The 24,570-nt window shown below is 71.2% G+C and carries 1 protein-coding gene (only partly in view); it reads right to left on the bottom strand.

The genetic code is table 11. The features are described 5' to 3' along the window. Nucleotides 1–3 precede the first annotated feature (3 nt). Nucleotides 4–24,570: the 3' portion of an Ig-like domain-containing protein gene (locus tag LHU95_RS03845; protein ID WP_248710063.1), read on the bottom strand. The gene runs 28,962 nt beyond the window's last position; only the last 24,567 of its 53,529 coding nucleotides appear in the window; its start codon lies off the right edge, out of view; it ends in the stop codon at nt 4–6.

Below are 24,570 nucleotides of genomic sequence, written 5' to 3' on the forward strand. Positions count from 1 at the left end.
CCGTCATTCGCTAGCCACCGGGACAAAGCCGCCGGCGGGGAGCAGCGGGGCATCCAGCGTGTCATCTGCCGCCTCAAGTATGCGGGCCATCTGCGGCCAGTTGGCCGGCGGCGCTTCATCCAGGCGGGCCTGCGGCTGGCCGCCATTGGCTTCCAGTTCCTCGAAGAGCTGACGGACGGTACGGCCAACCGCGTCGGGTGGGATGCCAGCCGGGTTGCGACTGCCTTGGAGCCCGAGATCGACCGGCGACTGTTCCAGTTGCCGCAGCTGCTCCTCGATCCAGCGGCCGAGCGGGGCTTCGCCGGTCAGGCTCGACGGCGGCAGCGTCAGGCCCGGTCCGCTGAACGGATCAAGGCCGAGCAAGTCGAGGATGGACCTTTCAGGCTGCGGCTCGGGCTCCACCACCCGGATCGGCCGATGGATCTCGCCACGGCCGAGCCGGGTGTAACCCTGCCCCAGCCAATTCGATGTCCCAGACCAATTCGATGCCCCAGGCCAAGTCAATGTCCCAGGCCACTGGGCGCCCCAGGGCACGCCGTCCAGCCACCACAGCGCCGGGTCGTAGGGGTTGGGGCTCATCAGATAAGCCAGTTCCGCCGCACCGATGCCGGCAGTCTGCGGGAAGGGTGCGTCGTTGCTGGCCACGAACACGCCCTGGCGGATGCCATTCACCACCATCCGCGGGAAGGCGCCCTGCCGGTCGGCCAGGTACAACACGGCGTCGTAGCCGATGGGGCCGCTGCTATACAGCGTGATGTCGCCGGTGCCCCGGTTGACCACGCCCAGCGCGCCCACCTGCAGCCCGCCGTCGCCACGCAGGTTGATGCCGCCCTGGGTCACCACGGCGGCATTCAGCACCTGGGCCGAGATGTTGAGGTCCTGGGATGGCACGCCAATGCCGTTGGCCGCGGCCAGATTGACCAGCGGTGCGATCACCAGGGCCTGCTCGGCCGCGGTGTTGTCCAGCAGCTGGCCGCCGGTGCTGGTCAGCGTGGCGCTGGTGCCGGCAACCACCTGGTTCAGCAGCATGGTGCCGGCGGTGGTGATGGTGACGGTGCTGGTGCCGATGATCAGCGCGTTGCTGTCGGCCTGCGTCAGGCCGCCGGTGGCGACCGAGATCCCGACCAGCCCACCGCCGAGGATTGCGGCATCCGCCATTGTCAGCTGGCCCTGGCTGACGCCGAGCAGCAGCATGCCGCCCGGCACGTTCACCTCGGCATTGCCGCTCAGCGCCACGTCGCCGGTGACCTGGGCCAACAGCACGCCGGCGCCGCTGCCGACGACCAGCGCGGATTGGTCGCTCATCACCAGTTGCCCGCCGACCGCCAGCACCATGCTGCCGCCGACATCGATTTGGGCCTGACCGGACATGGTGAGGTCGCCGGAGACCTGCAGCGGCGACAGGTCGCCGCCGATATCCACCAGCATGCCATCCACCAGCCGGACACTGCCGCGCACCTGAATCTGGGCATCGCCGTCGGCCTGGATGGTGGCCATGCCGGCGTTCTGGAGGTCACCGGCCGAGAGGGTGATGTCCAGCGTCTGGCCCGAGATCGATGCGCCGGTGGCCAGCGAGAGGTTGCCGGCGTCGACGGTGAGCGCCAAGGCGCCATCCGCACGCATCCGCGCCCCGGTCGTCAGCGTGACCGGCCCGCCGATGGCGGCATTGAGCGCGCTGACGGTGGTGATGGTGGCCTGGCTCGCCAGCGAGAGCGCGCCATCCGAAACCCGCAGGTCCAGGCTTGCGGCGTTGACGCTGGCGCTGGTGCCCAGCGTGGCATCGCCCTGGCCGGCCAGAATGGTCAGCGCGCCGGCAGCATTCACCGCAGCGCCGTCGGACAGCGCCAGTCCGCCCTGCGGCATCCGTAGCGACATATCTGCCAGCGAGGCCAGGGTGGCGCCGCTGCCGGCCAGCAGGTCGCCCCGGGCCACGTCGATCGAGACCGAACCTGCCGCGCTGAACAGCGCCTGGCTGCCCATGCCGAAGTCGCCCTCGCCGACGCTGACCGTGGCAGCGCCGCCCACGCGGATGGCGGCGCTGGTCGTCAGCGTCACCGGCCCGCCGATGACGGCGTCGAGCGCGTTGACGGTGGTGATGGTCGCCTGGCTCGCCAGCGAGAGCGCGCCATCCGAAACCCGCAGGTCCAGGCTTGCGGCGTTGACGCTGGCGCTGGTGCCCAGCGTGGCATCGCCCTGGCCGGCCAGAATGGTCAGCGCGCCGGCAGCATTCACCGCAGCGCCGTCGGACAGCGCCAGTCCGCCCTGCGGCATCCGTAGCGACATATCTGCCAGCGAGGCCAGGGTGGCGCCGCTGCCGGCCAGCAGGTCGCCCCGGGCCACGTCGATCGAGACCGAACCTGCCGCGCTGAACAGCGCCTGGCTGCCCATGCCGAAGTCGCCCTCGCCGACGCTGACCGTGGCAGCGCCGCCCACGCGGATGGCGGCGCTGGTCGTCAGCGTCACCGGCCCGCCGATGACGGCGTCGAGCGCGTTGACGGTGGTGATGGTCGCCTGGCTCGCCAGCGAGAGCGCGCCATCCGAAACCCGCAGGTCCAGGCTTGCGGCGTTGACGCTGGCGCTGGTGCCCAGCGTGGCATCGCCCTGGCCGGCCAGAATGGTCAGCGCGCCGGCAGCATTCACCGCAGCGCCGTCGGACAGCGCCAGTCCGCCCTGCGGCATCCGTAGCGACATATCTGCCAGCGAGGCCAGGGTGGCGCCGCTGCCGGCCAGCAGGTCGCCCCGGGCCACGTCGATCGAGACCGAACCTGCCGCGCTGAACAGCGCCTGGCTGCCCATGCCGAAGTCGCCCTCGCCGACGCTGACCGTGGCAGCGCCGCCCACGCGGATGGCGGCGCTGGTCGTCAGCGTCACCGGCCCGCCGATGACGGCGTCGAGCGCGTTGACGGTGGTGATGGTCGCCTGGCTCGCCAGCGAGAGCGCGCCATCCGAAACCCGCAGGTCCAGGCTTGCGGCGTTGACGCTGGCGCTGGTGCCCAGCGTGGCATCGCCCTGGCCGGCCAGAATGGTCAGCGCGCCGGCAGCATTCACCGCAGCGCCGTCGGACAGCGCCAGTCCGCCCTGCGGCATCCGTAGCGACATATCTGCCAGCGAGGCCAGGGTGGCGCCGCTGCCGGCCAGCAGGTCGCCCCGGGCCACGTCGATCGAGACCGAACCTGCCGCGCTGAACAGCGCCTGGCTGCCCATGCCGAAGTCGCCCTCGCCGACGCTGACCGTGGCAGCGCCGCCCACGCGGATGGCGGCGCTGGTCGTCAGCGTCACCGGCCCGCCGATGACGGCGTCGAGCGCGTTGACGGTGGTGATGGTCGCCTGGCTCGCCAGCGAGAGCGCGCCATCCGAAACCCGCAGGTCCAGGCTTGCGGCGTTGACGCTGGCGCTGGTGCCCAGCGTGGCATCGCCCTGGCCGGCCAGAATGGTCAGCGCGCCGGCAGCATTCACCGCAGCGCCGTCGGACAGCGCCAGTCCGCCCTGCGGCATCCGTAGCGACATATCTGCCAGCGAGGCCAGGGTGGCGCCGCTGCCGGCCAGCAGGTCACCCCGGGCCACGTCGATCGAGACCGAACCTGCCGTGCTGAACAGCGCCTGGCTGCCCATGCTGAAGTCGCCCTGGCCGACGCCGACCGTGGCCGCGCCACCCACGCGGATGGCGGCGCTGGTCGTCAGCGTGACCGGCCCGGCGGCGTCGATCCTCAGCTCTCCGGTCGTGCCGACCTGGGCGCGGTCGGCGAAGCTGACGCCGCCGGCCCCGGTGGCGATGCTGAGCTGGCGGGCCTGGACCGAGGCATCGCTGCCGAAGCTGACATCGCCCAACCCGGCGCTGATGATGGCAGGGCCGGTGACGTTGGCCGCGGCGCCGCTGGCGAAGCTGACCGCCTGGCCGGCGGTGATGGTCGCCGGGCCGGTGACGTCCAGTCGGGCCTGGCCGTCGAAGCGGGCCGAGCCGAGGGTCGCGGTAAGCATCAGGCTGGCGGCGTCCAGTTCTGCCAGCTGGCCGAAGGTGATGTCGCCCCCCGCTGCGGTCAGGCTGGCGGCGCCGCCTATCTCGGCCAGCGCGCCATCGGCGAAGCTGATGCCGCTGCCAGCCTGCACCGTGGCATCGCCCGCGATGCGGAGGCTTGAATTGCCACCGAAGCCGACCGAGCCGGTGGTGGCGGCGAGGGCCAAGGTTTCGGCACTGACCTGCGCCCCGTTGCCGAAGCCGATATCGCCACCGGTGGCGGTGATGTCGAGCAGCGTGCCGACCTGGACCCTGGCGCCATCCGAGGCGGTGAAACCGCCGCCCGCGAGCGTGGCGATGAGATCCTGCGTCGCGGTGACCTGGGCGCCGGCGCGGAATGCGATGTCGCCGGCATTGGAAGTCAGGAGGATCCGGTCACCGCTCATGCTGTCCGTGACGGTCAGGTCAGCCTCCATCACGGCGGAGCCTGTGGTGGTGGCGCTGAAGCCCTGGATGGTGGTGTCGCGCAGCAGGTGGATGTAGGCGGCGCCGCTGCGGGCCTGGACCTGGTCCAGCAGCGCCGCCGAGATGTCGATGGCGCCGATATCGGTGATGTTGCCGATGGCCTGGGCGGTCATGCTGGCGATGCGACCGCCACCGATCACCTCGATATTCGGGCGGCTGAGCAGCTCGTCGACCGTGTTGTCGAGGATGTCACCGGTGCGGGAGTTCAGCGTCAGCGTCCCGCCATCCACCAGCAGGTGGCTCAGCAGGATGTTGCTGGCGGCGGTGATGCTGGCGTCGCCGGCCACGCGCATCTCCGCCGCATCGGCCATGACCAGCCGGCCGAGATCCACGGTCAGCACCGTGGCGCCCGCGCTGAGCGGACCGTTCAGCGTCAGATCGCCATCGAGGACGGCAAGCTGCAGCGGCCCGGCCAGTGTGACGGCGCCGAGGCCGAGGGCCTGGGTGGACACGAGATAGACGCCAAGCTCGCCGCCCTGCAGCTGGTCCAGCCGGTCCACCGCGATGCTGACGGCGCCGCCCGGGGCCGCCGTGCCGACGCCACGGGCGTTGATGCGCAAGGCGGTGCCGGTGCCGGTTGCGTAGATGTTCTCCAGCGGGCTGTTGGCGCCGTCGAGCACCCGGCCCCCGGTGGAGGTCAGCGAAATGATGCCGCTCTCGGTGGAAAGCTGCGTCAGGGAGATGTCGTCGCGGGTGGCGATGGTCAGGTCCGCGACTGCGGCCACCGAGCCTTCGCTGGTCATGCCGAGGCCGCCGGCCGCCACCCCCAGGCTGGCGCTGCCGACCGTCATTGCGCCAGCCAGCGTCAGGTTGCCGCTGTCGAGGCGGAGCGCGAAGGCGCCGGTGCCAGTGCCGATGGCGCCGAGCACGAGGCCCGAGGTGCCAGGATAGGTGCTGGCCACCAGATAGGCGTCGCCCGAAGTGGTGGTCACGCCGGCAAGCCGGCGGGCCGAGAGCGTGATGGCGCTGCCGGCACTGCCGATGCTGCTGCCGGACAGCGTCAGCGCCCCGCTGCCGGTGAGGTTCGTACCAGGTGCGCCCAGCCCGTTGATGATGGCGCCGCCGGCCAGGACACTGGTTCTGCCGCCGCCGAAATCCACGGTGCCGAGCGTGATGTCGCCGCTGGCCGCCATGCCGAGCGCGTTGATCGTGGTGAGCGAGGCGGTGGCACTCATCGAGATCGTGCCGGCCAGCGCGTTGATCTGCGCCGCCCGGGCCTTGACCTGGCCTTGCAGCAAGATGTCGCCGCTCTGGGCGGTCAGCTCGACCGTGCCGTCGCTGGTCAGGTCACGCAGCGTGATGCCGCCGGTCAGTCCAAGCCGCAGGTCGCCAATGTGGCCATCCGCCTTCAGCACGGTCGCGGTGTCGATGTCGATGTCGCCATCCGTGACCGCGGAGCCGATCTGCTGCGCATCCAGGCTGATGCCCTTGGTGGCGTCGCTGGTGGTCAGCAGGGCGTTCTCACGCCCCGCGGTGCCGTCCAGGATGGCGCCCGCGGTGCTGAGCAGGGTGATATTGCCGCCGAGGCTGGTGAGGTTGGTGAGGGTGATATTGCCGGTCGTGGTCACGCCGATGTCGCCATCGGCGGTGACGGAGGCGCGGCCGGACTGGGTGAAGCCGCCGGCGCCGACCACCAGGTCCAGCGTCTCCACGGAGGAGGCGCCGGTCATGGTCACGCTGCCGCTCGTCTGCGCGAAGCTGACGGCGGCGGCGGTGTTGAAGGTGCCGATGCTGACATCGCGGCGCGAGATGAGGTTGATGCCGGTGGCGCCGGGGCCGCGGGCGGTGCTGGCCAGTTCCGAAATGGCGGGCGTATCCACCACCACCGCCTTGGCCAGGCTGCCGATATTCGCCGCGGTCAGGCCGAGCGTGCCGTTGGCGACGATCAGGTTGGTGCCGGCATCGGCCAGGGTGTTGATGATGTCGGCATCCGTGCGGAGCGTGACGTTGCCGTCGGCAGCGCTGATCCGCGTCAGCAGGATATCGCCGGATGCATGGATGGAGACCGTGCTTCCGGAGACGATGCTGGAGCCGGACTCCTGCACGAAGCGGCCATCCCTGACCGCGATCTGCACGGAACCGGCACGGATCGGCCCCTGCACGAACAGGTCGTCCGCCATCACGTCCAGCACCAGCGCCGTGGAGATGTCCACGCCGCTCAGCACGGGGTCTATCGCGAAGGCGACATAGGCCGCGCCGGTTGCGGCGTACAACTGGGTGACCCGGGCGACCGCGACCTGCAGCATGGCATCGCCCGGCGCGCCGATGGAGCCGGCGGCCATGGCGAGCGTGCCCTTGGTGGCGATGTTGGTCGCCCCACGGGCGGCATTGGTGATGGCGCCGCTGCTCGCCAGCGTGATCACCTGGCCGGACCCGGCGGTGGCGTCGCCGATCACCCGCGCCAGCGAAAGGCCGGCCGTGGCGCTGAGCAAGATATCGCCCTGCACGGCGATGGTCGCTACCGAGGCCATGTCGAAGCGGCCGCCGAGGTTCAGCGTCAGCGTGGCAGCGGTGATGCCCTGCTGGAGCGTGGCGCTGGCAGCGCCGGAGGTCAGGCTCAGCCCGCCGCCGGTCTGCAGGCTGCCCAGCGCCACCCCCGGCGCACCGGCCGCGTTCTGCAACGCCACCCAGGCATCGCCGGTCACGCGAAGCAGGCTGATGGCGGTGGCGTCCACGCCGAGCGCGCTGGTCGCGCTGCCCAGGCTGGCGGCGGTGACGCGGAGGTCCCCGGCGGCCAGGTTGGCCTGTTGCCCCACCCCGGTCAGCGCCTGCCCCGCCGCCTGCACCGTCAGCGTGCCCAGCGCCGAAAGGTTGCTGATGGCAGCGGCGCCGGTGGTGGTGAGCACGAGGTCGCGCGTCGCGGCCAGGCTGGCCCTGGCTTCCATCTCAAGCCCGGAGCTGCCGACGGTCAGGCTGGCGTCGCGGCCGGCGGTGGCGGTGCCGGACAGCCGCAACAGGCCGGGCCCGGCGGTGGCGATGACGAGGTCCTGCCCGGCGGCGAGGTCGCCGAGGAGAAGGTCGCCCGCGCCGATGAAGCCGGCGACCACCACGCCAAGGCTGCCGCCCGCGCTGAGCGTACCGACTCTGCCGGCGTTGACGTTGATGTCGCCAGGCTGGGTGTTGCCGTGGTCGGCGGCGTCCGACCGCAGCGTCACCGCCAGGTTGCCGCCGCTGGCCAGGGTCACGCCGCCCTGGGTGATGATGTTCGCAGTCTCGTCGGCGCGCGCGTCAACCAGTGTGCCGGCGCTGCTGGTGATGCTGATGCCGCCCTGCACCGCCTGCACGCGGCCGAGCGAAATGTCGCCGGTGGCGGTGAGCGTCACGCCGGCGGCAAGGCTGGTGCCGGCGGCGGTGCTGCTCAGCACGCGGCTGCCGGCCATGCCGATGCCGCCGCCGGTCACGCCGATGGCGATGCCCTGGGCGGTGATGTCGGCGTTGAGGGCCAGGTCGCCGCCGCTTGCGGTCAGCGTGAAGGCATCGCGCACCGCAACGCTGCCCAGACTGGCCCGGCTGGCGCTGATCGTGACGGTGGCCGCTCCGAGCGTCGCACTCAGCGCATCCAGCGCCACTGCGCCGGGATTGGTGACGGCAAGCCACAGGCTGCCGCTGGTGGCGGTGGCGGAAGCCAGCTGGGCGGTACCGAGGCTGAAGGCTTGCGTGGCGCTGCCGATGCTGGCGGCGCGCAGCGTTGCAGCACCGCTACCGGCCAGGTTGACCGCGCCGGCCGAGACATCGGCGGCGCTCAGCTGGCTGAGCAACGCGCCGTCGATGGTCAGGCTGGTGGTGAGCGTGCCGGCATTGATCCGGCTGATCCGCGCGTCACCGCCGGCCGTGATGGTCAGCGGGCCCGTGGTGGCGGCGGCCGTGGCGGTGGCGGCCATTGTCAGGTCGCCGGTGGTGCCGATGTCTAGGCTGGCGCCGCTGACGCTGCCGTTCAGCAGCAGCGTGCCCCCCGCCCGCAGCACCGCGGCGCCGCTGGCATCCAGCAGGGCGATGGTCAGGGCGTTGCTGTCGGTGATGCGGATATCGGCGCCGGTCACGCTGACGGTGCCGAGCTCGTTGGCGGCGTTGGTCAGTGTCACCGACTGGCGGTTCAGCCCGGTGATGGCGGTCAGGTCCAGGCTGCCCTGGGCGCGCAGTGCGCCCGTCTGGCTGACGGCGCCGGCCGCGCGCAGGACGGCATCGCCGCCGATGCTAAGCGCACCAAGGCTGAGCGCACCGCCCGCGGTGAGGTCGAGCGCACCGGCCAGGCTGCCATCCAGCGCCAGCGCCGTGCTCGTCGCCAGCCGCACATCCTGCGCCTCGATGAGACGGACGCTCCCCAGCGCATTGCCGGCATCGCCGAGCCGGACATCGCCCTGCGCCGAGAGCCGCAGCGTGCCGATGACAAGGCTGGTCGCGTCGCGCTGGCTGATGCCGCCGCCCGCGGTGAGTGTCGCGGTGCTGGTAACGATGAGGCCGCCCAGACGCAGGGCATCGGCATCCACCAGTGTCAGATTGGCGGCGGCCCCAAGCAGCGCGCCGCCCAGCGCGATGCCTCCATCCAGCGTCACGTCCTGGCCGCTGGCGGCGAGGCTGAGGTCGCCCCCCACGGCCAACCTGCCGCTGTCGGTCACGGCGCCGCCGGCGGCCAGCATCAGGTTGCCACCGACCGACAGCGTGCCGAAATCCACCGCCCCGCCAGCGGTCACCTGCGCCGCACGGTCCACGCTGCCCAAAAGCTGAAGGCCGGTCGCGTCACGCAGCGCCAGCGTATCGGCCGCGAGGAGCCGGACGGTGGCAAAGTCGTTGCCGGCATTGTCCAGGGTCACCGCCTGGTTGCGCTGCCCGCCGCCGCTGCCGGTATGGGCGTCCAGCGTCAAGGTGCCGCCGACCACCATCTGGGTCCCAGCCTGCTGGGTGATACGGCCCGCAGCGGTCAGGCTGACGGCGCCCCCGACGTTCACGCCAGCCATCTGCAGGGCCAGGTTGTTGACCAGCACCACCGGCCCGGCACCGGTGAGTGCGACGCTGCCGGCCAGCAGGTTGGTGCCGCCCAACTGTATGCCGCCGGCGGTGGCAGTGAAGCTGGCGTTGCCGCCCACGGCCAATGGCGCCGTTTCGGCAATTCCGCCGCTGCTGGTGCTGACGGAAAGGTCGCCGCTGAGGGCGAGGCCGCCCAGCGTGACAAGGCCACCGGCCGCAAGCGCCAGGCTGCGCCCGGCACCGGAGATCACCAGGCCCGTGCTGGTCGTCAGCCGCGCATCCTGCACCGCCTCCAGCACCACTGCGCCGAAGCGGTTGGCCGCTTCTGCCAGCGTGATGTCCTGGGCCACGCCATTGGCCAGCGCGCGCAGGCGCAGCGTGCTGCCGCTGCCCAGCTGGATGGCGCCGCCCGCCGCCTCGGTGATGGTGCCGGCCACGTTCAGCGTGAGATCGCCGGCCGCCGTCACGGTACCGAGGGTGAGCGCGCTGCGGGTCGCAAGCCGCACCGCCTGCGCCCCGGTGACGCCCAGCACGCCACCGAAGCTGTTGTTGCCCGTCAGCGTGATGGCACCGGCAGCGCCGAGCGTGACATTGCCGCCGATGCTCAGCGCGCCATCCTGGCTGATGCTGCCTGCCGTGGCCGTACCGGTGAGCGAGGCGGCATCGGCGATGCCGGCCAGCACAAGGTCAGTGCCCGCGGTGGCACTGACGGCGCCGGCCTGGATGACGGAGAGGCGCAGCGCGCCCGAATCCCGCAGCGTGGCACTGCCGGCGGCGATGATGCCGACGCCCTGCGCGAAGCGGTTGCCCGCATTGGCGAGCGAAACCGCGAAGCCGGCATTGCTGACAGTGGTGGTGCCGCCGATGAGCAGCGCGCCACTGCCCTGCAGGGCGCCGGCCGCGTTCAGCACCAGCGCGCCGGTGGCGGCAATGGCGCCGAGCGTCATGGCGTTGGCATCGGTCAGGCTGACGTTGCGGGCGGCCTGGATGGAGACGGCGCCGCCGAAGTCGTTGGCACCCACGAGGATGACGTCGGCCGTTCCGGCGTTGAAGCCGGTGGTGCCGGTGACCACCAGCGGCCCGGTGCCGCCGATGCCGGCCGCCGTGGCCAGCAGCGCGCCGCCGACCCCGGTGGCACCGAAGGTCAGCGCGCCACCGGCGGAGAGGCTCAGCGCACCGGCCAGCTGCCCGGAGATGCCGAGGGCGCCGGACTCCACCAGCGTGACGTTGCGGGCCGAGACGATGGCGACGCCGCCGGCGAAGCGATTGGCGGCGCTGTCCAGCACGGCGTCATTGCCGCCCAGCGTCAGCGTGGTCAGGCCGGCGACCGTGGTCGCGCCGGTATCGGTCACGGTGCCGCCGGCATTGAGGCCAAGCGTGCCGCCGACCGAGAGGCCGCCCAGCGCCAGGGCCGCACCGCTGGTCAGGCTGGCATTCCCGTCGGCCGTCAGGGTAGCGGCAAGCTCGTCGCGGTCGCGCAGCGTCAGAGCGCCGCCTGTCGCGACCAGGCTGCTGAAGTCGTTACCCGCTTCGGCAAGGCTGATGTCGTAGCGGCGCGTCGCGGCGCCGCTGCCGGATTGGGCGGTGAAGCTGGCGGTGGTGCCGACGCCATCCACCAGGATCGCGCTGCCGGCCTGCTGGATGATGGTGCCGCCGGCCGTCAGGGTGAAGTTGCCCGAGGCCGTGATATTGCCGAGCAGGATCCCGGTGCTGTCGGCCAGTTGCACATTGCGCGCCGCCAGAACGGTCAGGCCGGCGATCCTGTTGGTGCCGCCCAGTGTCACGTCGTGGTTGGCATCGTCGATGGTCAGCATGCCACCCACGGCCAGCCCGGCGCTGCCGGTGATATCGCCGCCGGCGCTGCGCAGCAGGAGGTTGCCGCTGACCAGGCTGCCGCCGAGTTGCAGCGCACCGGCCGCACCCAGGGCGGCATTCTGCGCCCGCAGGATGCTGACCGTGCCGCCGAACTGGTTCGCCACCGCGTCCAGCAGCGCGTCGCCGCCGGCACTCAGGATGGCTCCGCCGGAAAGGTTGAGCGCGGTGCCACCGGCCTGGGTGATGTTGCTGCCGGCCGTTGCGCCCAGCGACGTGGCGCCGAGGTTGCCGAGTTGCAGCGACGTCGCATCCACCAGGATCACGGCGCCGGCGGTGCCGCCGACCGCGCCCTGGAAGTCGTTGCCCGCCTCGTCCAGCGTGACCGAGGCACCGCCCGTGTGCAGCGTCAGCCCGCCGGCGATGCTGGAGGCGGCACTGTCGGTGATCGCGCCGCCGGTGGTGAGCGTCAGGCCGCCGGTTGCGATCACGCCCGCCAGGTCAATCCCGTCGCGGTCCGTGACGACCAGGCTGGCGCCGTCGAGCGCGAGGCGGCCGAAGGCGTTGTTCGGCTGGTCGAGCGTGATGTTCCAGGTGGTGCTGCCGTTGCGCGCCATGGCGCGGGTTGTGGCATTCGTGGTGGTGACGATCGCGGTGCCGGCCTGCTGCACAATCGCGCCATAGGTGGAGATCAGCTCCAGGTCGCCGCCGGGGTTCAGGTTGCCGAGCACCAGGCTGTTCGTTACGCCTGAGCCATTGGCGCGCAGCGTCAGCTTGCCGCTGGCATCGGCGCGGCCCACGGCCAGGCCGCCGCCCTGCTCGTTCACCACGGCGTCGCCGCCCTGGGCGTCGAGCAGGGTCAGCTCCGTCATCTGGCCGGACGGCCGGCTGAAGGTGAGGTAGAGGCCGCCGCCAGTGGTCTTGACCAGCGAGGCCAGCGGCGTCGAGAGGTTCACGTCGTCCAGCGTGGTGCCGAGGCTCCGCCCCGTGACGGAGAGGCTGATGCTGGCGGTGACATTGGGGGTTTCCAGCCCGCCCAGGACGCTGGTGTCCGCATCGGTCACGGCGCCGCCGGCGACGATGGTGACGTTGCCGCCCTGGACCTGGCCCAGCGCCATGTCGGCGCCGGATGTCAGGAACACGCTGCCGCTGGACCCGGCCGATGCGCCATCGCCCATGGTCAGCGCGCCGCCCGCGGTCAGGCGCAGGTCGTTGCCGTTGCCGGCGGTGACGCTGGCGCCGCTCTCCACCCGGATGTCACGCCCTGCCGTTGCGGTCAGTGACGTGGCGGCCGTGGTGGCGCCGGAGAAGGCGATGTTCTCGGCACCGAGCGTGATAGCACCACCCTGCGTCGCGAGGCCGACCACGTTGAGCCGGCCGGTGACGCCGGTGATGGTGACCGGCCCGAGGAAATAGCCGGCCAGGGTGAAGTCGCCATCCAGCTGCGTGATGGTCAGCGTCGGCACGCCGCCGACCGAGGCATTCGTGGCAACGAAGCCGGTGGCCGGGTTGCTGACCAGCCCTGCCAGCAGGGTGCGGGAGAATTCGAGGTTGGTGCTCTCCAGCCCCTGGTTGCGGGCATAGGCGTGGAAGGCGCCGGCCGAGACGTCGATGGAGCGCGACAGGTCCAGCCCGTAGAGCGTGTCGAGGAAGGTCGCGACGGCGGCGCCGTTGGCGCTGCGTGCCGGCCAGCTGGCCTGCGGGATGTCCAGCCGGTCTATCGAGGCGCTGCCCGGGTCTTCCTTGACCTCGCCGCTGGTGAAGATCCGTACCAGGCCCTTGGTGCCGGCGTTGATCTTGTCCACCAGCACGCCACCGTCACCGGCGCGCAGCTCCATGGTGTTGCTGGCCAGGTCGCTGTCGAACTGCGCCTGCGCGACGGTCAGCTGGCCGCCGGTCTGCACCGAGAGGAAGCCGGCATTGAGCCGGGCCGCAAGCACCAGGTCGCCGACATTGTCGAGCCGGATGCCGGTGCCGGAATAGGCCGTGAGGTAGGCCGGGTCGCCAGTGCCGGCGATGCTGCGGCTGGTGACGCTGCCGGCCGTGCCGGTGGTCAGCGTGGCGCTGGCCACCTCGGTGCGCAGGTCTATCGTGGAGGCGGCGTTGACGGTCAGGCTGCCAGCGACCAGCCGGGTGGCGCTGTTGAAGATGGCACCGCCGGTGCCGGGTGCCACCAGCAGCTTGCCGGCATCGGTCGGATCCACCGCAGGCGTGCCGGGTTGGCTCAGCGCGGCGACGCGCAGATCCACGCTGCGGCTGACCTGGGTGGCCTGGCCATTGGCGCCGGTGGCGACGACGCTGATGGTCTTGCCAGCGCCGATGCCGAGGGCGAGGTAGTCGGCGTCGGTCAGCGTGTAGCTCCAGCTTGTGCCGGTGACGTTGGCCTGTGCCGTGCTCCCGGGCAGGCGCACGGTCACCGTGGCACCGGGCTCGACATCACCGGTCAGCACCACGCCGGCCGCGCGCTCGGTCAGGTTGACCACATCGTCGCCGGTCACCTTGCCGAAGGAGATGCCGGGGGCCTGGGTGTTGATGGTCAGGGCCAGCGCGGCGCTGGCTGGGCTGAGGTTGCCGGCGCCATCGGTGGCACGGGCGACCAGCGAGTGGTCGCCATCCGACAGTGCGGTGGCGGGGCGGAAGCTCCAGCTGCCATCGGCGCCGGCCAAGGTCTCGCCCAGCGCCACGGTGCCGCTGAACAGCTGCACCCGCGCGCCGGCATCGGCGGTGCCGGTCAGTGTGGGCCGATCATTGCCGGTGGTGCCCGCAACCGTGGTGAAGCTGGGGGCAGCGGCGGCCGTGCTGACCGTGAAGGCGTAGCTGGCCGAAGCCGTCGCATTGCCGGCCGCGATGGCGGTCACGGCGTAGGCGCCGGGCGCGAGATCCGCCGCGAAGCCATACTGCCAGCGGCCATCCGCATCGGCGGTGACCGTGGCGATGCTGCCGCCCGTGGCGAAGGCCAGGCTGACGCTGGCGCCGGCATCGGCGAAGCCGCGCAGCGTCGGCCGCAGCGCATTGGTCGCGCCATCGCCCGGGCGCCCGCCATCCTCGACGATGCCGGCGATGCTCGGCACTGCGGTGGTGACGGGCGGAATGGTGACGGTGAGCGTGGCGGAGGCCGTGCTGGCATTGCCCTGGGCGTCCACCGCGACGGCCAGGATGGCGGTGTCGCCGGGTGGCAGCGCGCGCGTCAGTGCCGTGCCGTCCAGGCTCCAGGCGCCGGTCGCATCGGCGGTGGCGCTGCCCAGCAGGTCGGCACCAGTGACGGCGTAAAGCCTGACCGTGGAATTGGCCGGCGCCTGCCCGCCAATGGTGGGCCGGCCATCGGCCAGGTTGCCGCTTGCCACCAGGGCGGTGGGCGCGACCGGCGCCGTGCTGGCGACCGGGATGGTCGTGGCGAAGGACGCCATGGCGGTCCCGGCGCTGGCGGTGATCGTGAAGGCCAGCGCCCCCTGCGGCAGCAGCGCGGCGCCGGCGGCATCAATGCTCGCGCTCCAGGCCAGGCCACGCGCGCTCGCGGTCAGCGTGGCGGCATAGCTGTGTGTCGTCCCGCTGGCATCGGTGAAGGCGATGGCGAGGGCGGTGGTGCCCAGGCCGGCCGTGCCGGTGAGGCGGAAGCCCTGGGCGGCACTGGCCAGCAGGCTGCCGCCTGGGACGGCGTCCAGCGTCGCGGCAGGTGCGGCGGCGTGCACCACCACGGGCAGCGAGGCCGGGCTGGCATTGCCGTTGGCGTCCACGGCACGGAAGCTCAGCGCGGTTCCATCAGCGATGCTGACGGTGGCGTTGCGCGGGTCGAAGAACCAGGAGCCGGTGCTGCCGGCCCGCACGCTGCCGACCAGCGTCGTGCCGTCATAGGCACGGACCAGCGAAAGCACCTCGGCGGTGCCGGCGACCCCATAGGCCGAGCCGGCGGAGGCGCCGGCAATGCTGGTGATGACCGGCGCGGCGGGCGCCGCGGCATCGCCGGCGACCGGCCCCGGCAGGGTGGCGCTGCCGCCATCCCATTGCACGCTGCGGCTGATGATGGATTGCGCCGTGTCGAGCGTCGCCGCGTCCAGCACCAGGAAGCTGCGGCTGGCGCCGAGGCCGGCGTTCAGGGCCGTTACCGCCTCGGCGGGGAGGCTCGCGCTCCACGCCCCTCCCTCGACCGTCGCGGCGATCGGGTTGAAGGCGAAGCTGGCGACGAGATCGGCGGCGCTGCCGGTGGCGCTGGTGATGCTGACCGTGGGCGGCGTGACGTAGCCGGCACCCGCATCGGTGAGGATGACGCCGGTGACCACGCCGCCGGTGATCTCCAGCGTGCCGGTCGCGGTGCGCCCGCCGGCCGGCGGCGGGCTGAAGGTCACGGTATCGCCGGCCACATAGCCGCTGCCCCCGGCGGCGACCGTGACCGCATTCACCTCGTCGGTCACGAGCCAGACGGCGGCGGCGCTGGTTGTGCCGCGCAGCACCAGGCCAGCGCGCGTCTGCGGGGAGACCGCGTCGGTGCCGGCCACCGGCTCGAAGCTCAGGCCTTCGCCGATGGTGGTGAGGAGGAGCTCGGCCGAGGCGGCGCCCTGGTTGCCCACGGCATCCGTGGCCCGGGCGGTCAGGGCGTGGTCCCCTGCGGCCAGGGCCTGCTCGGGGAGGAAGGTCCAGCTGCCATCCGCCGCGGCGGTGGCGGTGCCGAGCAATTGCGTGCCGTCGAACACGGCGATGATGGCATTGGCTTCGGACGTTCCGCTCAGCACGGGACGCGACGGGTAAAGCCCGGCGCCGACCTCCTGCGCCACATCGGCCAGCAGCGTGGGCGCGGCCGGGCCGGTGATATCGAGGGCGAGGGTCGCGCTGCCAGCGGCGCTGGCGGTGCCGCCGTTGCGCGCCGTGAGCTGCACAGCGTAACTGCCATCCGCCGTCTGGGCGGGCAGGCTGGCGGTCCAGCTGCCGGCATAGCGGTCCAGGCTGGCGGTGACGCTGCCGGTGGAGATGGCGCCCGCGACCGGGGTGAAGGTCCAGCCGACCGTGACCTCGGTCACGCCGGGCTGCACGCTGCCGGCCAGCACGGGGGCGAGGCTGGCGGTGACAAGGCCGGGTGCGAAGGCGGCGCCATCCACCGTGGTCGGCACTGGCGCCGTCGGCAGCAGGGTGATGGCGCGGGTGACTGTGGTGGCCAGGCCGGCCGCAGTGGCGACCACGTTCAGCGTTTGCGGGCCGCTGCCAAGGGCGGCCAGGTTGTCGGCCGTCAGCGCATAACTCCAGCTTGCGCCGGTGACGGTGGCGGTGAAGGCCGCCTGGGTGCCGGGGACGACGATCTGCACGGTGGCACCCGGGCTCACCGTGCCGCTCAGCACCAGGCCGCTGCGCTCGGCTTCGCTGACGACATCGTCGGCCGCCACAGGGTCCATGCCCAGGCTGGGTCGCGTGGCGCCGAGGGTCAGGGTGGCGGTGGTGCTGGCGGTGGCGCCCGCGGCGGTGGTGGCGGTGATCCCCAGCACGCCCGCGGCTGCCTCCAGCAGCGCGACATCGGCATCGGTCAAGCGATAGGACCAGGCGCCAGCCTCGACCCAGGCGGTGCGGAGGGTGCCGCCCAAGCTGAGCGTGACGTCGGCGCCGCGTTCCGCCGTGCCGGCCAGGATGGCACCCGCGAAAAGCTCGGCCTGCCCGAGCGTGAGGTTGGCGGCGATGGTGGCGTCGCGGCCGGCGATGCTGTCCAGGGTCGGCGCCGCGGTGGTGCCGGCCGCGATGGTGACCTGCCGCGCGCCGGAGAGCCCGCTGACCAGCCCGAGCGCATTGGTCGCGGTGGCGCGGAAGGCATGCGTCCCAAGCGCGAGCGGCGTGGCTGAAAGGTCGATGCTCCAGTTGCCGCCAGCATCGGCGGTGACCTGGCCCGCGGCCGTTGCCGCGCCATCCAGGTACAGCCTGATGGTGGCGTTGGCTGGCCCCTGGCCTGCCAGCACCAGCCCGGTCGCGGTGGTGATGCCATCGCCCAGCGGCGCGGTATCGGTGGTGAAGCCGGTGATGACCGGAGCGGCCGGCGGCTGGGCGGCGATGGTGAAGGCGATGCTGGCATCGCTGGTGCTGGCATTGCCGGCCAGGTCCACCGCGCGGGCCGTGACCATGTGGCTGCCATTGGCCAGCGCCGGCAGTGCTGCGGTCCAGGCGCCGGATTGGTCGGCCTGCGCGGTCGCCAGCAGGGTCGTGCCCTCGCGCAGTTGCACGCGGGCATAGGCTTCGGCGGTGCCGGTCAGCACCTGTGCGGCATCGGCCACCGTGGTGCCGCCCGGCGTGGTGATCACCGGGGCGGCCGGCGGCACGGTGTCGCTGGCACCCGGGCCGCTGCCACCGGTCAGCGCCTGGCCGGAGCGCACGGCATTGCCATAGGCATCGCGGAGCACGGCAAAGAGCTGCCAGGCGCCGCTGGGGAGGTTGGCCGGGCGGTCGAAGGTGACGTTCCGGCCGAGGTCGGCCGTGGTGAGGGTGTGGCTGGCGTAGACCACGCCGTCGGCATCCTCCAGCGTCAGCACATCGCCCGGCACCACGCCGGAATCGGTGGTGAGCGAGACGTTGCCGCTGGCGCGGATGGTGATGCGGTCGAGGTCGAGCTTCTGGCTGGCGTCCAGCACCACGTTGCCGGCGGGGCCTGCGGCGCTGATGCTGATCAGGTTGTACGGGATCTGCCCCTGGTGCAGCGTGACCGTGCTGCTGCTGTCCAGCCGGGTGACCAGCGCGAGGGAGGCTTCCGCCGTGGCCTGCACGGTGGCGTCCACGCTGCCGCGGCTGATCACCAGCACCGGCCTGGCGGGGTCCGGCACCGCCACCGCGGCACCCACGGACCAGCCATCCGTCACGTTGCCGGCCAGGGCGAACATGGCGCCGGTGCCATCGGCATTGGCGGTCAGCACCTGGACCTGCTGGCCGGCCTGGTTGCTGCGGTAGTCGATGGCGTTCTGGACGAAGCGGCCGCCGATGATGCTGGCCAGGTAGCTGCCGGCGGCGGTGTAGCCGATGTCGTTGCCGGTGTTGGTGGCCGGCAGCGTGACCTCGACATATTGCGCACCGGAGGCGCCCTGCACGATGCGCCCGCCCGCCGCGCCGTCCCGCGCGATGACGCTGCGCGGATTGTCGCCGGTGGCGTCGAGGATGATCTGCTGCACCGGGGAGCCGGAGGCGCGCGAGATCGCCGCATCGAGCGTGATGTCGCGGCCGGAACGCAGCTCCACCCGGTCCGTGATGGCGGCCACGCCGTTGATCTGCAGCGGCGCGTTGGCGTTGATGGATTCGCCCGAGGACACCACCAGCACCGGCGTCTCGTAGCCGCGCGGCACCACCAAGCCGTTCACCAGCTGGGTGGTGGGGATGGTGAAGCTGGCGCCGGCCCGGAAGGTCACGCTCTGCGGCGCATCCACCCAAAGCGTGGGGTCAATGGTCAGGTTGACGCCGGCATCGAGCACGATATGCGCGCTGGTGCTGACCGCGCCGCCCTCGGCCGCACTGCGCAGGGTGACGTCGCTGGCGCTGGAGCGCAGCGTCAGCGTGGCATCGCTGCCCGCCGCACTGGCCTTGAACACGTCCAGCGCGGCATTGGAAACGATGGTCAGGCTGCCGGCCAGCGCGGCAACATCGGTGACGCGCAGCTGGTTCCGGCCGCTGCCGGCGGCGTTACTGTCGGTGATGGCGATATCGCCGGTGGTGCTGCGCACCAGCCGCAGTTCCGCCACCGAGACACCGAGCCCGGCGATGCCGGTGGCCGCGCTGAGCGCGATTGCGCCGCCGGTCAGGGCCTCGGCCGCCGTGCCATTGAACGGGCCGTTGAATAGCGGCGGCACCACGGTGGCCAGGTTCACGCCCGTGCCGGTGCCGCTGATGCGGCCCGTGGCCGTCAGCGAGACATCGACAGGCTGCGCCGTAATGTCCAGCAACTCGCCGTCCGGCGGCACAACGACGCGCAGGCTGGTGCGGCCGGCGACCAGATCTTGCACCACCACGTCACCCGGGACCGTGACGGTGATGGCGCCGTCATAGGTCCGCAACCGGCCGAGCGTGACCGAGCGCGTGGTGGCCAGCGTCATCGCGCCGGCCTGCTGCACTTCGGCGTTCAGCAGGGCGACATCGAGGTTGCCAAGGCCCATGGCCCCGGCGCTGGTGAGGCTCAGCGCGGCGGCCGAAACCGCCGAGCCGTCGAGCTGGCTGATGACGCCACCCGAGGTCAGGCTGGCCTCGCCGGCCGTGATGGTGCCGATGCGAAGGTCGCCCTGCACGACGGTCACCGCCAGCGCGGCACGCGCGCCGGCGGTGACGCTGCGCAGGATGACCGCACCCGGGTCGGTCGCGGTCGGGCTGGCGATCAGGCTGATGCTGCCCGACTGCGTTGCCAGCTGCGTGATATCCACCGCGCCATAGGTGGCAAGGTTCACCAGGCCGCTGCCGGTGCTGCTGGCCGAAAGCCGCCCGGTGGCGATGGCCAGCCCGGTGCTATTGGCCGCGTCGCCGCTGATGTCGCCGAGGGCCACGATGCTGGCCTGCCGCGCCGCGGCGGCATTGCCGGAAATCAGCACGCTGCCGCCGGCAGCCGTCAGGTTGAGCGTGCCATCGCTGCCGGTATCGCCAAGCGCGGTCAGCCCGGCGCCATACAGCACGATGCTGCCGCCCTGGGCGCCGGCAGCCAGGGTCACGGAGCCGGCGCTGGCCAGGATATCGGTGGTGACAGCCCCGGTGATGCCGCCGCTGCCGCTGGTCCCGGCGATGACCGAGACCAGGGACGTGGCCTGCAGCGTGCCGAGCACGGCGGCATCCTGCCCGGCGCTCAGCAGCGCCTGGCCGGTGGCGCGCAGGGTGCCGCTGGCGCCGATGCTGCCGCCGGCGGTCAGGCTCAACACCTGCGCCGCGTTCATGATGCCCTGGCTGGTGCCCAGCGTCGTGCCATAGCCGGCGGTGACAAGCGTGGCGGCATCGAAGCTTGCGTTACGCCCCGCCACCAGGGTCAGCGCGCCGGCCGAATGCAGCTCGGTCAGGATGCCATCGAGCGGGGCGCCGGAGGCGGAGGTCAGGCCCAGCGTGGTCAGCCCCGTGGCGGTCAGGTCCCGCCCGGCGAGAATGGTCTGGCCGGACAGCGCGCCGCTGCCGCTGGCGGCCACCACGCCGGTCAGCGAGACGTCGCGCCCGGCATCAATCAGCACCTGGGCGGCGGCGACCGTCTGGTCCGCGAAGGCGCCATAGTTCAGCGGGGTGCCGCCATCCACGCGGGTGGCGCGGTTGAGCACCTGATCCGCGGTGATCGGCACATCCTTGTACAGCGTCAGGCTGGCGGCCTGCACCACCTTGGACTGCGTGTCATAGGTGCGGAACTTCGGGACGTTCTCGAACCGGTCAGTGGTGTTGCTGACCCATTGGTAGTCCAGCGTGGAGCGGTTGTCGTAGATGCCGCTGTTCTTGCTCAGCCAGTTGAAGGTGACGTCCTTCTGGGTCTCGGTCCGCTGGGCACCAGTCCACAGTGTGTCGATTTGGTATACAAGGTATTGGTTTACGCCAGCGAAGTATGGAAGTGGAAATTTACCACTAGTATCCAATTTTAGAGTCAATGGAAATGTTACGACACCACCATTATATACAATATTTCTACTGACTTCGTTGTGATTCCCATCGATGCCAATAACTATAATTTCAGCTCTGCTACCGCCTGGATCTGGCGACCGGAAAAATGGACCTCCGATCTTAATGCCTTCGCGCGTAGTGGAAACCTTTTCGCCAATGAAAGCTTGGCCCTCTCGACTTGTATCATGGGCATCAAAGCCCACCGGCACCCCATAGCGGGGGGCAAAAGAGACCGGGCTCAACGACGCTGTGGCCAGGTTGTAGCCGTTCTGCTGGTAGGCGTAGTTCCAGGAGCCCGGAGCGTAGGTGTTGGAAGATGCCTGATAGGTCGTGTCCCGCACGCCGTTCCAGAAATTGGTACCGAGGATATCGGTGCCCAGGCTGTAGGTGGTGGAATAAGCCCATTCCGGCTTGTCGGCCACCTGCTTCGGGCCATCAACCGTCAGGTTGAACACCTGCTGGCCGTCGCCGGCGTAGTTCACCTGCCACTGCGCCGGCGAGTTGTCGTAGTCCTGGGTGAGGTAGCCGAAGCTGTTATACCAGGACGTGAAGCTGGACTTGGTCTGGACGTACTGCACTGTCGCCGAGTTGCGGTAGGTGCCGACGAAGTCCTGCGTCACCTTCGGCACGCCCTGGGAGATCACCTTGGCCACATCCGCCTCGGCGCCCAGCGGCATGGTGATGTACTTGTCCTCCCAGCCGGAGACGGGGATGCTGACGTTCACCATCGGCTTGGTGGTGCCGGCGGGCGGCGGCAGGCTCCAGCTCGGCACCCAGGCGGCCACGGTCTCATTGCCGCGCAGCACGGTATGGGTGACCAGATTGGCGTAGCTGAAGTCGTAGAGCTTCTTGTAGCCCAGCTGCGCCAGCACCGCGTCCTTCTGGTTGTCGCTCAGCTCGCTGAACATCTGCTGGCGGTTGTTGATCAGGTCCGGTGCCCGCACGCCGTTGGCAGCCCAGTCGATCACCGGGCCCTCGCCCGGCGCGCTGGCCGTATTGCGGTAGTCGGCGCCGGAAACGAACCAGGTGCGCTTGGTGGTGCCGTTGAAGTAGCCGGTCTGCGTCAGCGTGACGTCCATGGTGTGGTAGAAGTAGCCCGCCTTCACGGACTCCACGCCGATCTGCTCGGTGACGGTGGTGCTGATCCAGGACACCACGGGCACCTGGATCACCTGGTCCACCACCTTGGTGTAGCCGGTGATGACGGGCACCGTGACCTGGCCGTTGCTGATGATCGGCGTCAGCACGGCGATGCTGTCGTTGCCGGCGGCGGTATTGGCGCTCAGCACCACGTCGTTGCCGGCCAGCAGGCTGGCCACGCCATCCGCCTTCACGCTGCCGGCGTTGAAGATGCGGATGCTGCCACCAGCCAGCGCGCTGCGCGCCACGCTGCCGAGGGCGGCCTCATCGGTCGTGCCGGCCGCCAGACCCGCGCGCACATCCACCGCGCCGGTGCCGCCGGTGGCCAGCAGCGTGCCGAACAGTGACACATCGGCGGCCGCGTTCAGCAGCACGCGATTCTGTGCCTGCACCAGGCCGGAGACCTGGATGGCCTGGGCGCGCAGATGGGCCAGGCCGGTGGCCAGCAGCTGCGCCTGCGGCAGCAGGCCGGTCGCTGCATCCACCAACAGGTTGCCGCTGGCCGTCAGCAGGATATCCCCGCCCGGCGCACGCGTGGCGAGCATGCCGCCCGCCAGCACCGAGAGGTTGACGCCACCAACCTGCACCAGGCTTCGGGCGTTGACGTCGCCCTGCAGGATCACATCGCCCTGGCCGGCGATGGTGACCTGGTCCACCTTGGTCGTCAGCGTGCCGGCCGTGGATTGCACCTGGCCGATGCTGCCCGAGAGCACCATCATGCCGCCGCCGCTGATGGAGACCGTGCCGCCGGCGCCCGTGTCGATGGTGGCGCCGGAGAGCCGCACCGGGTCGCCGCCCGCCACCCGCGCCGCGCCGCTGGCCAAAACGGCGCCAGCGGCATCCACGTATTGGCCCGTAGCATCGACCAGCCAGCCCTCGGCGGTCATCAGCCGGCCATTGGCGTCCACGAAATAGGTCGTCGGCACCATGTTGCCGGTGCCGTCATCCATCGTCCCGGCGCTGGTCTGGTAGACCAGCGTGGTGGTGAGGACCGAGATGCCGCTGGCATCCGTCAAGCCGCCCCGCAGCGTCACGGACCGATCGCCCAGCAACAACCCGTTCACCGTCAGCTGGCGGTCGGCGCTGATCGCCAGGTTGCCGCCGGCGCCGGAAGCATCCACGAAGCCATCCAGCCGAACATCGCCCGGGGCACCAAGGGTGATCGCCCCACTGCCGGTGCCGGCCAGGTTCAGCGTGGCAACGCGGCTATTGGCATCAAGCAACAGGCCGACGCCCTGCGCCGACCCGCCGGTGCCGCCCATGAGCGTCACCGAGCCGGTGGCCAGCACGGTGCCGCCGCGGGTGACGCTCGCCCCTGGCACGCCATCCGTGCTGAGCACGCCAAGCCGCAGCAGGTCGCTCGCGGTGATGACGACGCTGCCGCCATCGGCGCTGCGCACCAGGCTGCCGCCCACAAGCATGGCGCCGGCACCGACCGTGCCGATGATGGTGACGCGCGCGGCCTGCATGGCAATCGCCGAGCCTGCACCGCGGCTGACGAGGTTCACGGCGGCATTCACGGCGATGGAGTCGGTGGCGGACAGGTTGAGGGCGGTATCGACGTCGAGCAGATAGCCGCGTTGCAGGCTGGCATCGGTGCTCACGGGCGTGCCGAAGCCGATATCCGCAGCGCTGGCCGTGAAGCTGCCCGCGCGCAGCACACCGTCGCGGGCGAGGATGCTCGCCGCCGAGACGGAGACATCGCCGAGCGCGGTGAGCGAGCCGACAAGCCTCAACGTATTGCTGGCGTTGGCCTGCACCTCCGGCGTCGCATCGGCGGCCAGGAAGGTGCTGCTGATCACGCCGCCCAGCACCAGGTCCTTGCCCGAGATGTCGAGCTGGCCGGCGCTGGTGATGCGCCCGCTGGCGTCCTGCACCGTCAATGTGCCCAGCGTGGAGGCGAGCGCGATGCGGGCCACATCCGGGCTGGCGGTGCCGATGGCGCCATCGATGCTGACATCATTCGTACCGGTCAGGCTGATGCTGCCGGCCGGGCCGGTGCTGTCGATGAAGGCGGTGTTGCGCAGCGTCAGGCTGACCTGGCCGGGCGAAGCGGGGTCCAGGATGGGGGTGCCGTCGCCAGCGCGGAGCGTGACGTTGCGCTCGGCCTGGATCAGGCCGCCCACCGTCAGGCTGCGGCTGGAGGCGATGGTGATGTCGCTGCCCGCACCCCGGGCGATGATATTGCCCTGCAGCCAGCCATCGCGCCCGGCGTCAAAGGCGATGGAGCCGCCCAGCGTCTCAAGCACGCCGCTGGCGTCGAGTTCGATGTCGCGGCCATCGGCCGAATTGCCGGCGTTGAGGGCGATGGCGGTGAAGGCGCGGACCTTGCCGGCGATGTACAGCTTGTCGTTCGGCCCGCCGGCGCGTCCGATATTGACGACCGAGCCCGCCGCCGCGGCATCCACCGCATAGCGCCGTTCTGAGACCATCTGCGTGACGCCGGCGGCGTAGGTGAAGCCGATCTCGTCGGCGGTGCCGTCGGGTGCGGCCGTCATCGTCATGGCATAGGGGCCGGCCAGGAGCAGATGGCCGTCGCGCAGCTTGGCCTGCACGTCCGGCACGCTGGTCGCCGCGAAATCGGTATAGGCGGAGCCGACGGCGTA

Origin of the sequence: Sediminicoccus sp. KRV36 (assembly GCF_023243115.1) — a bacterium.
In the GTDB taxonomy this organism is placed as follows: Bacteria; Pseudomonadota; Alphaproteobacteria; order Acetobacterales; family Acetobacteraceae; genus Roseococcus.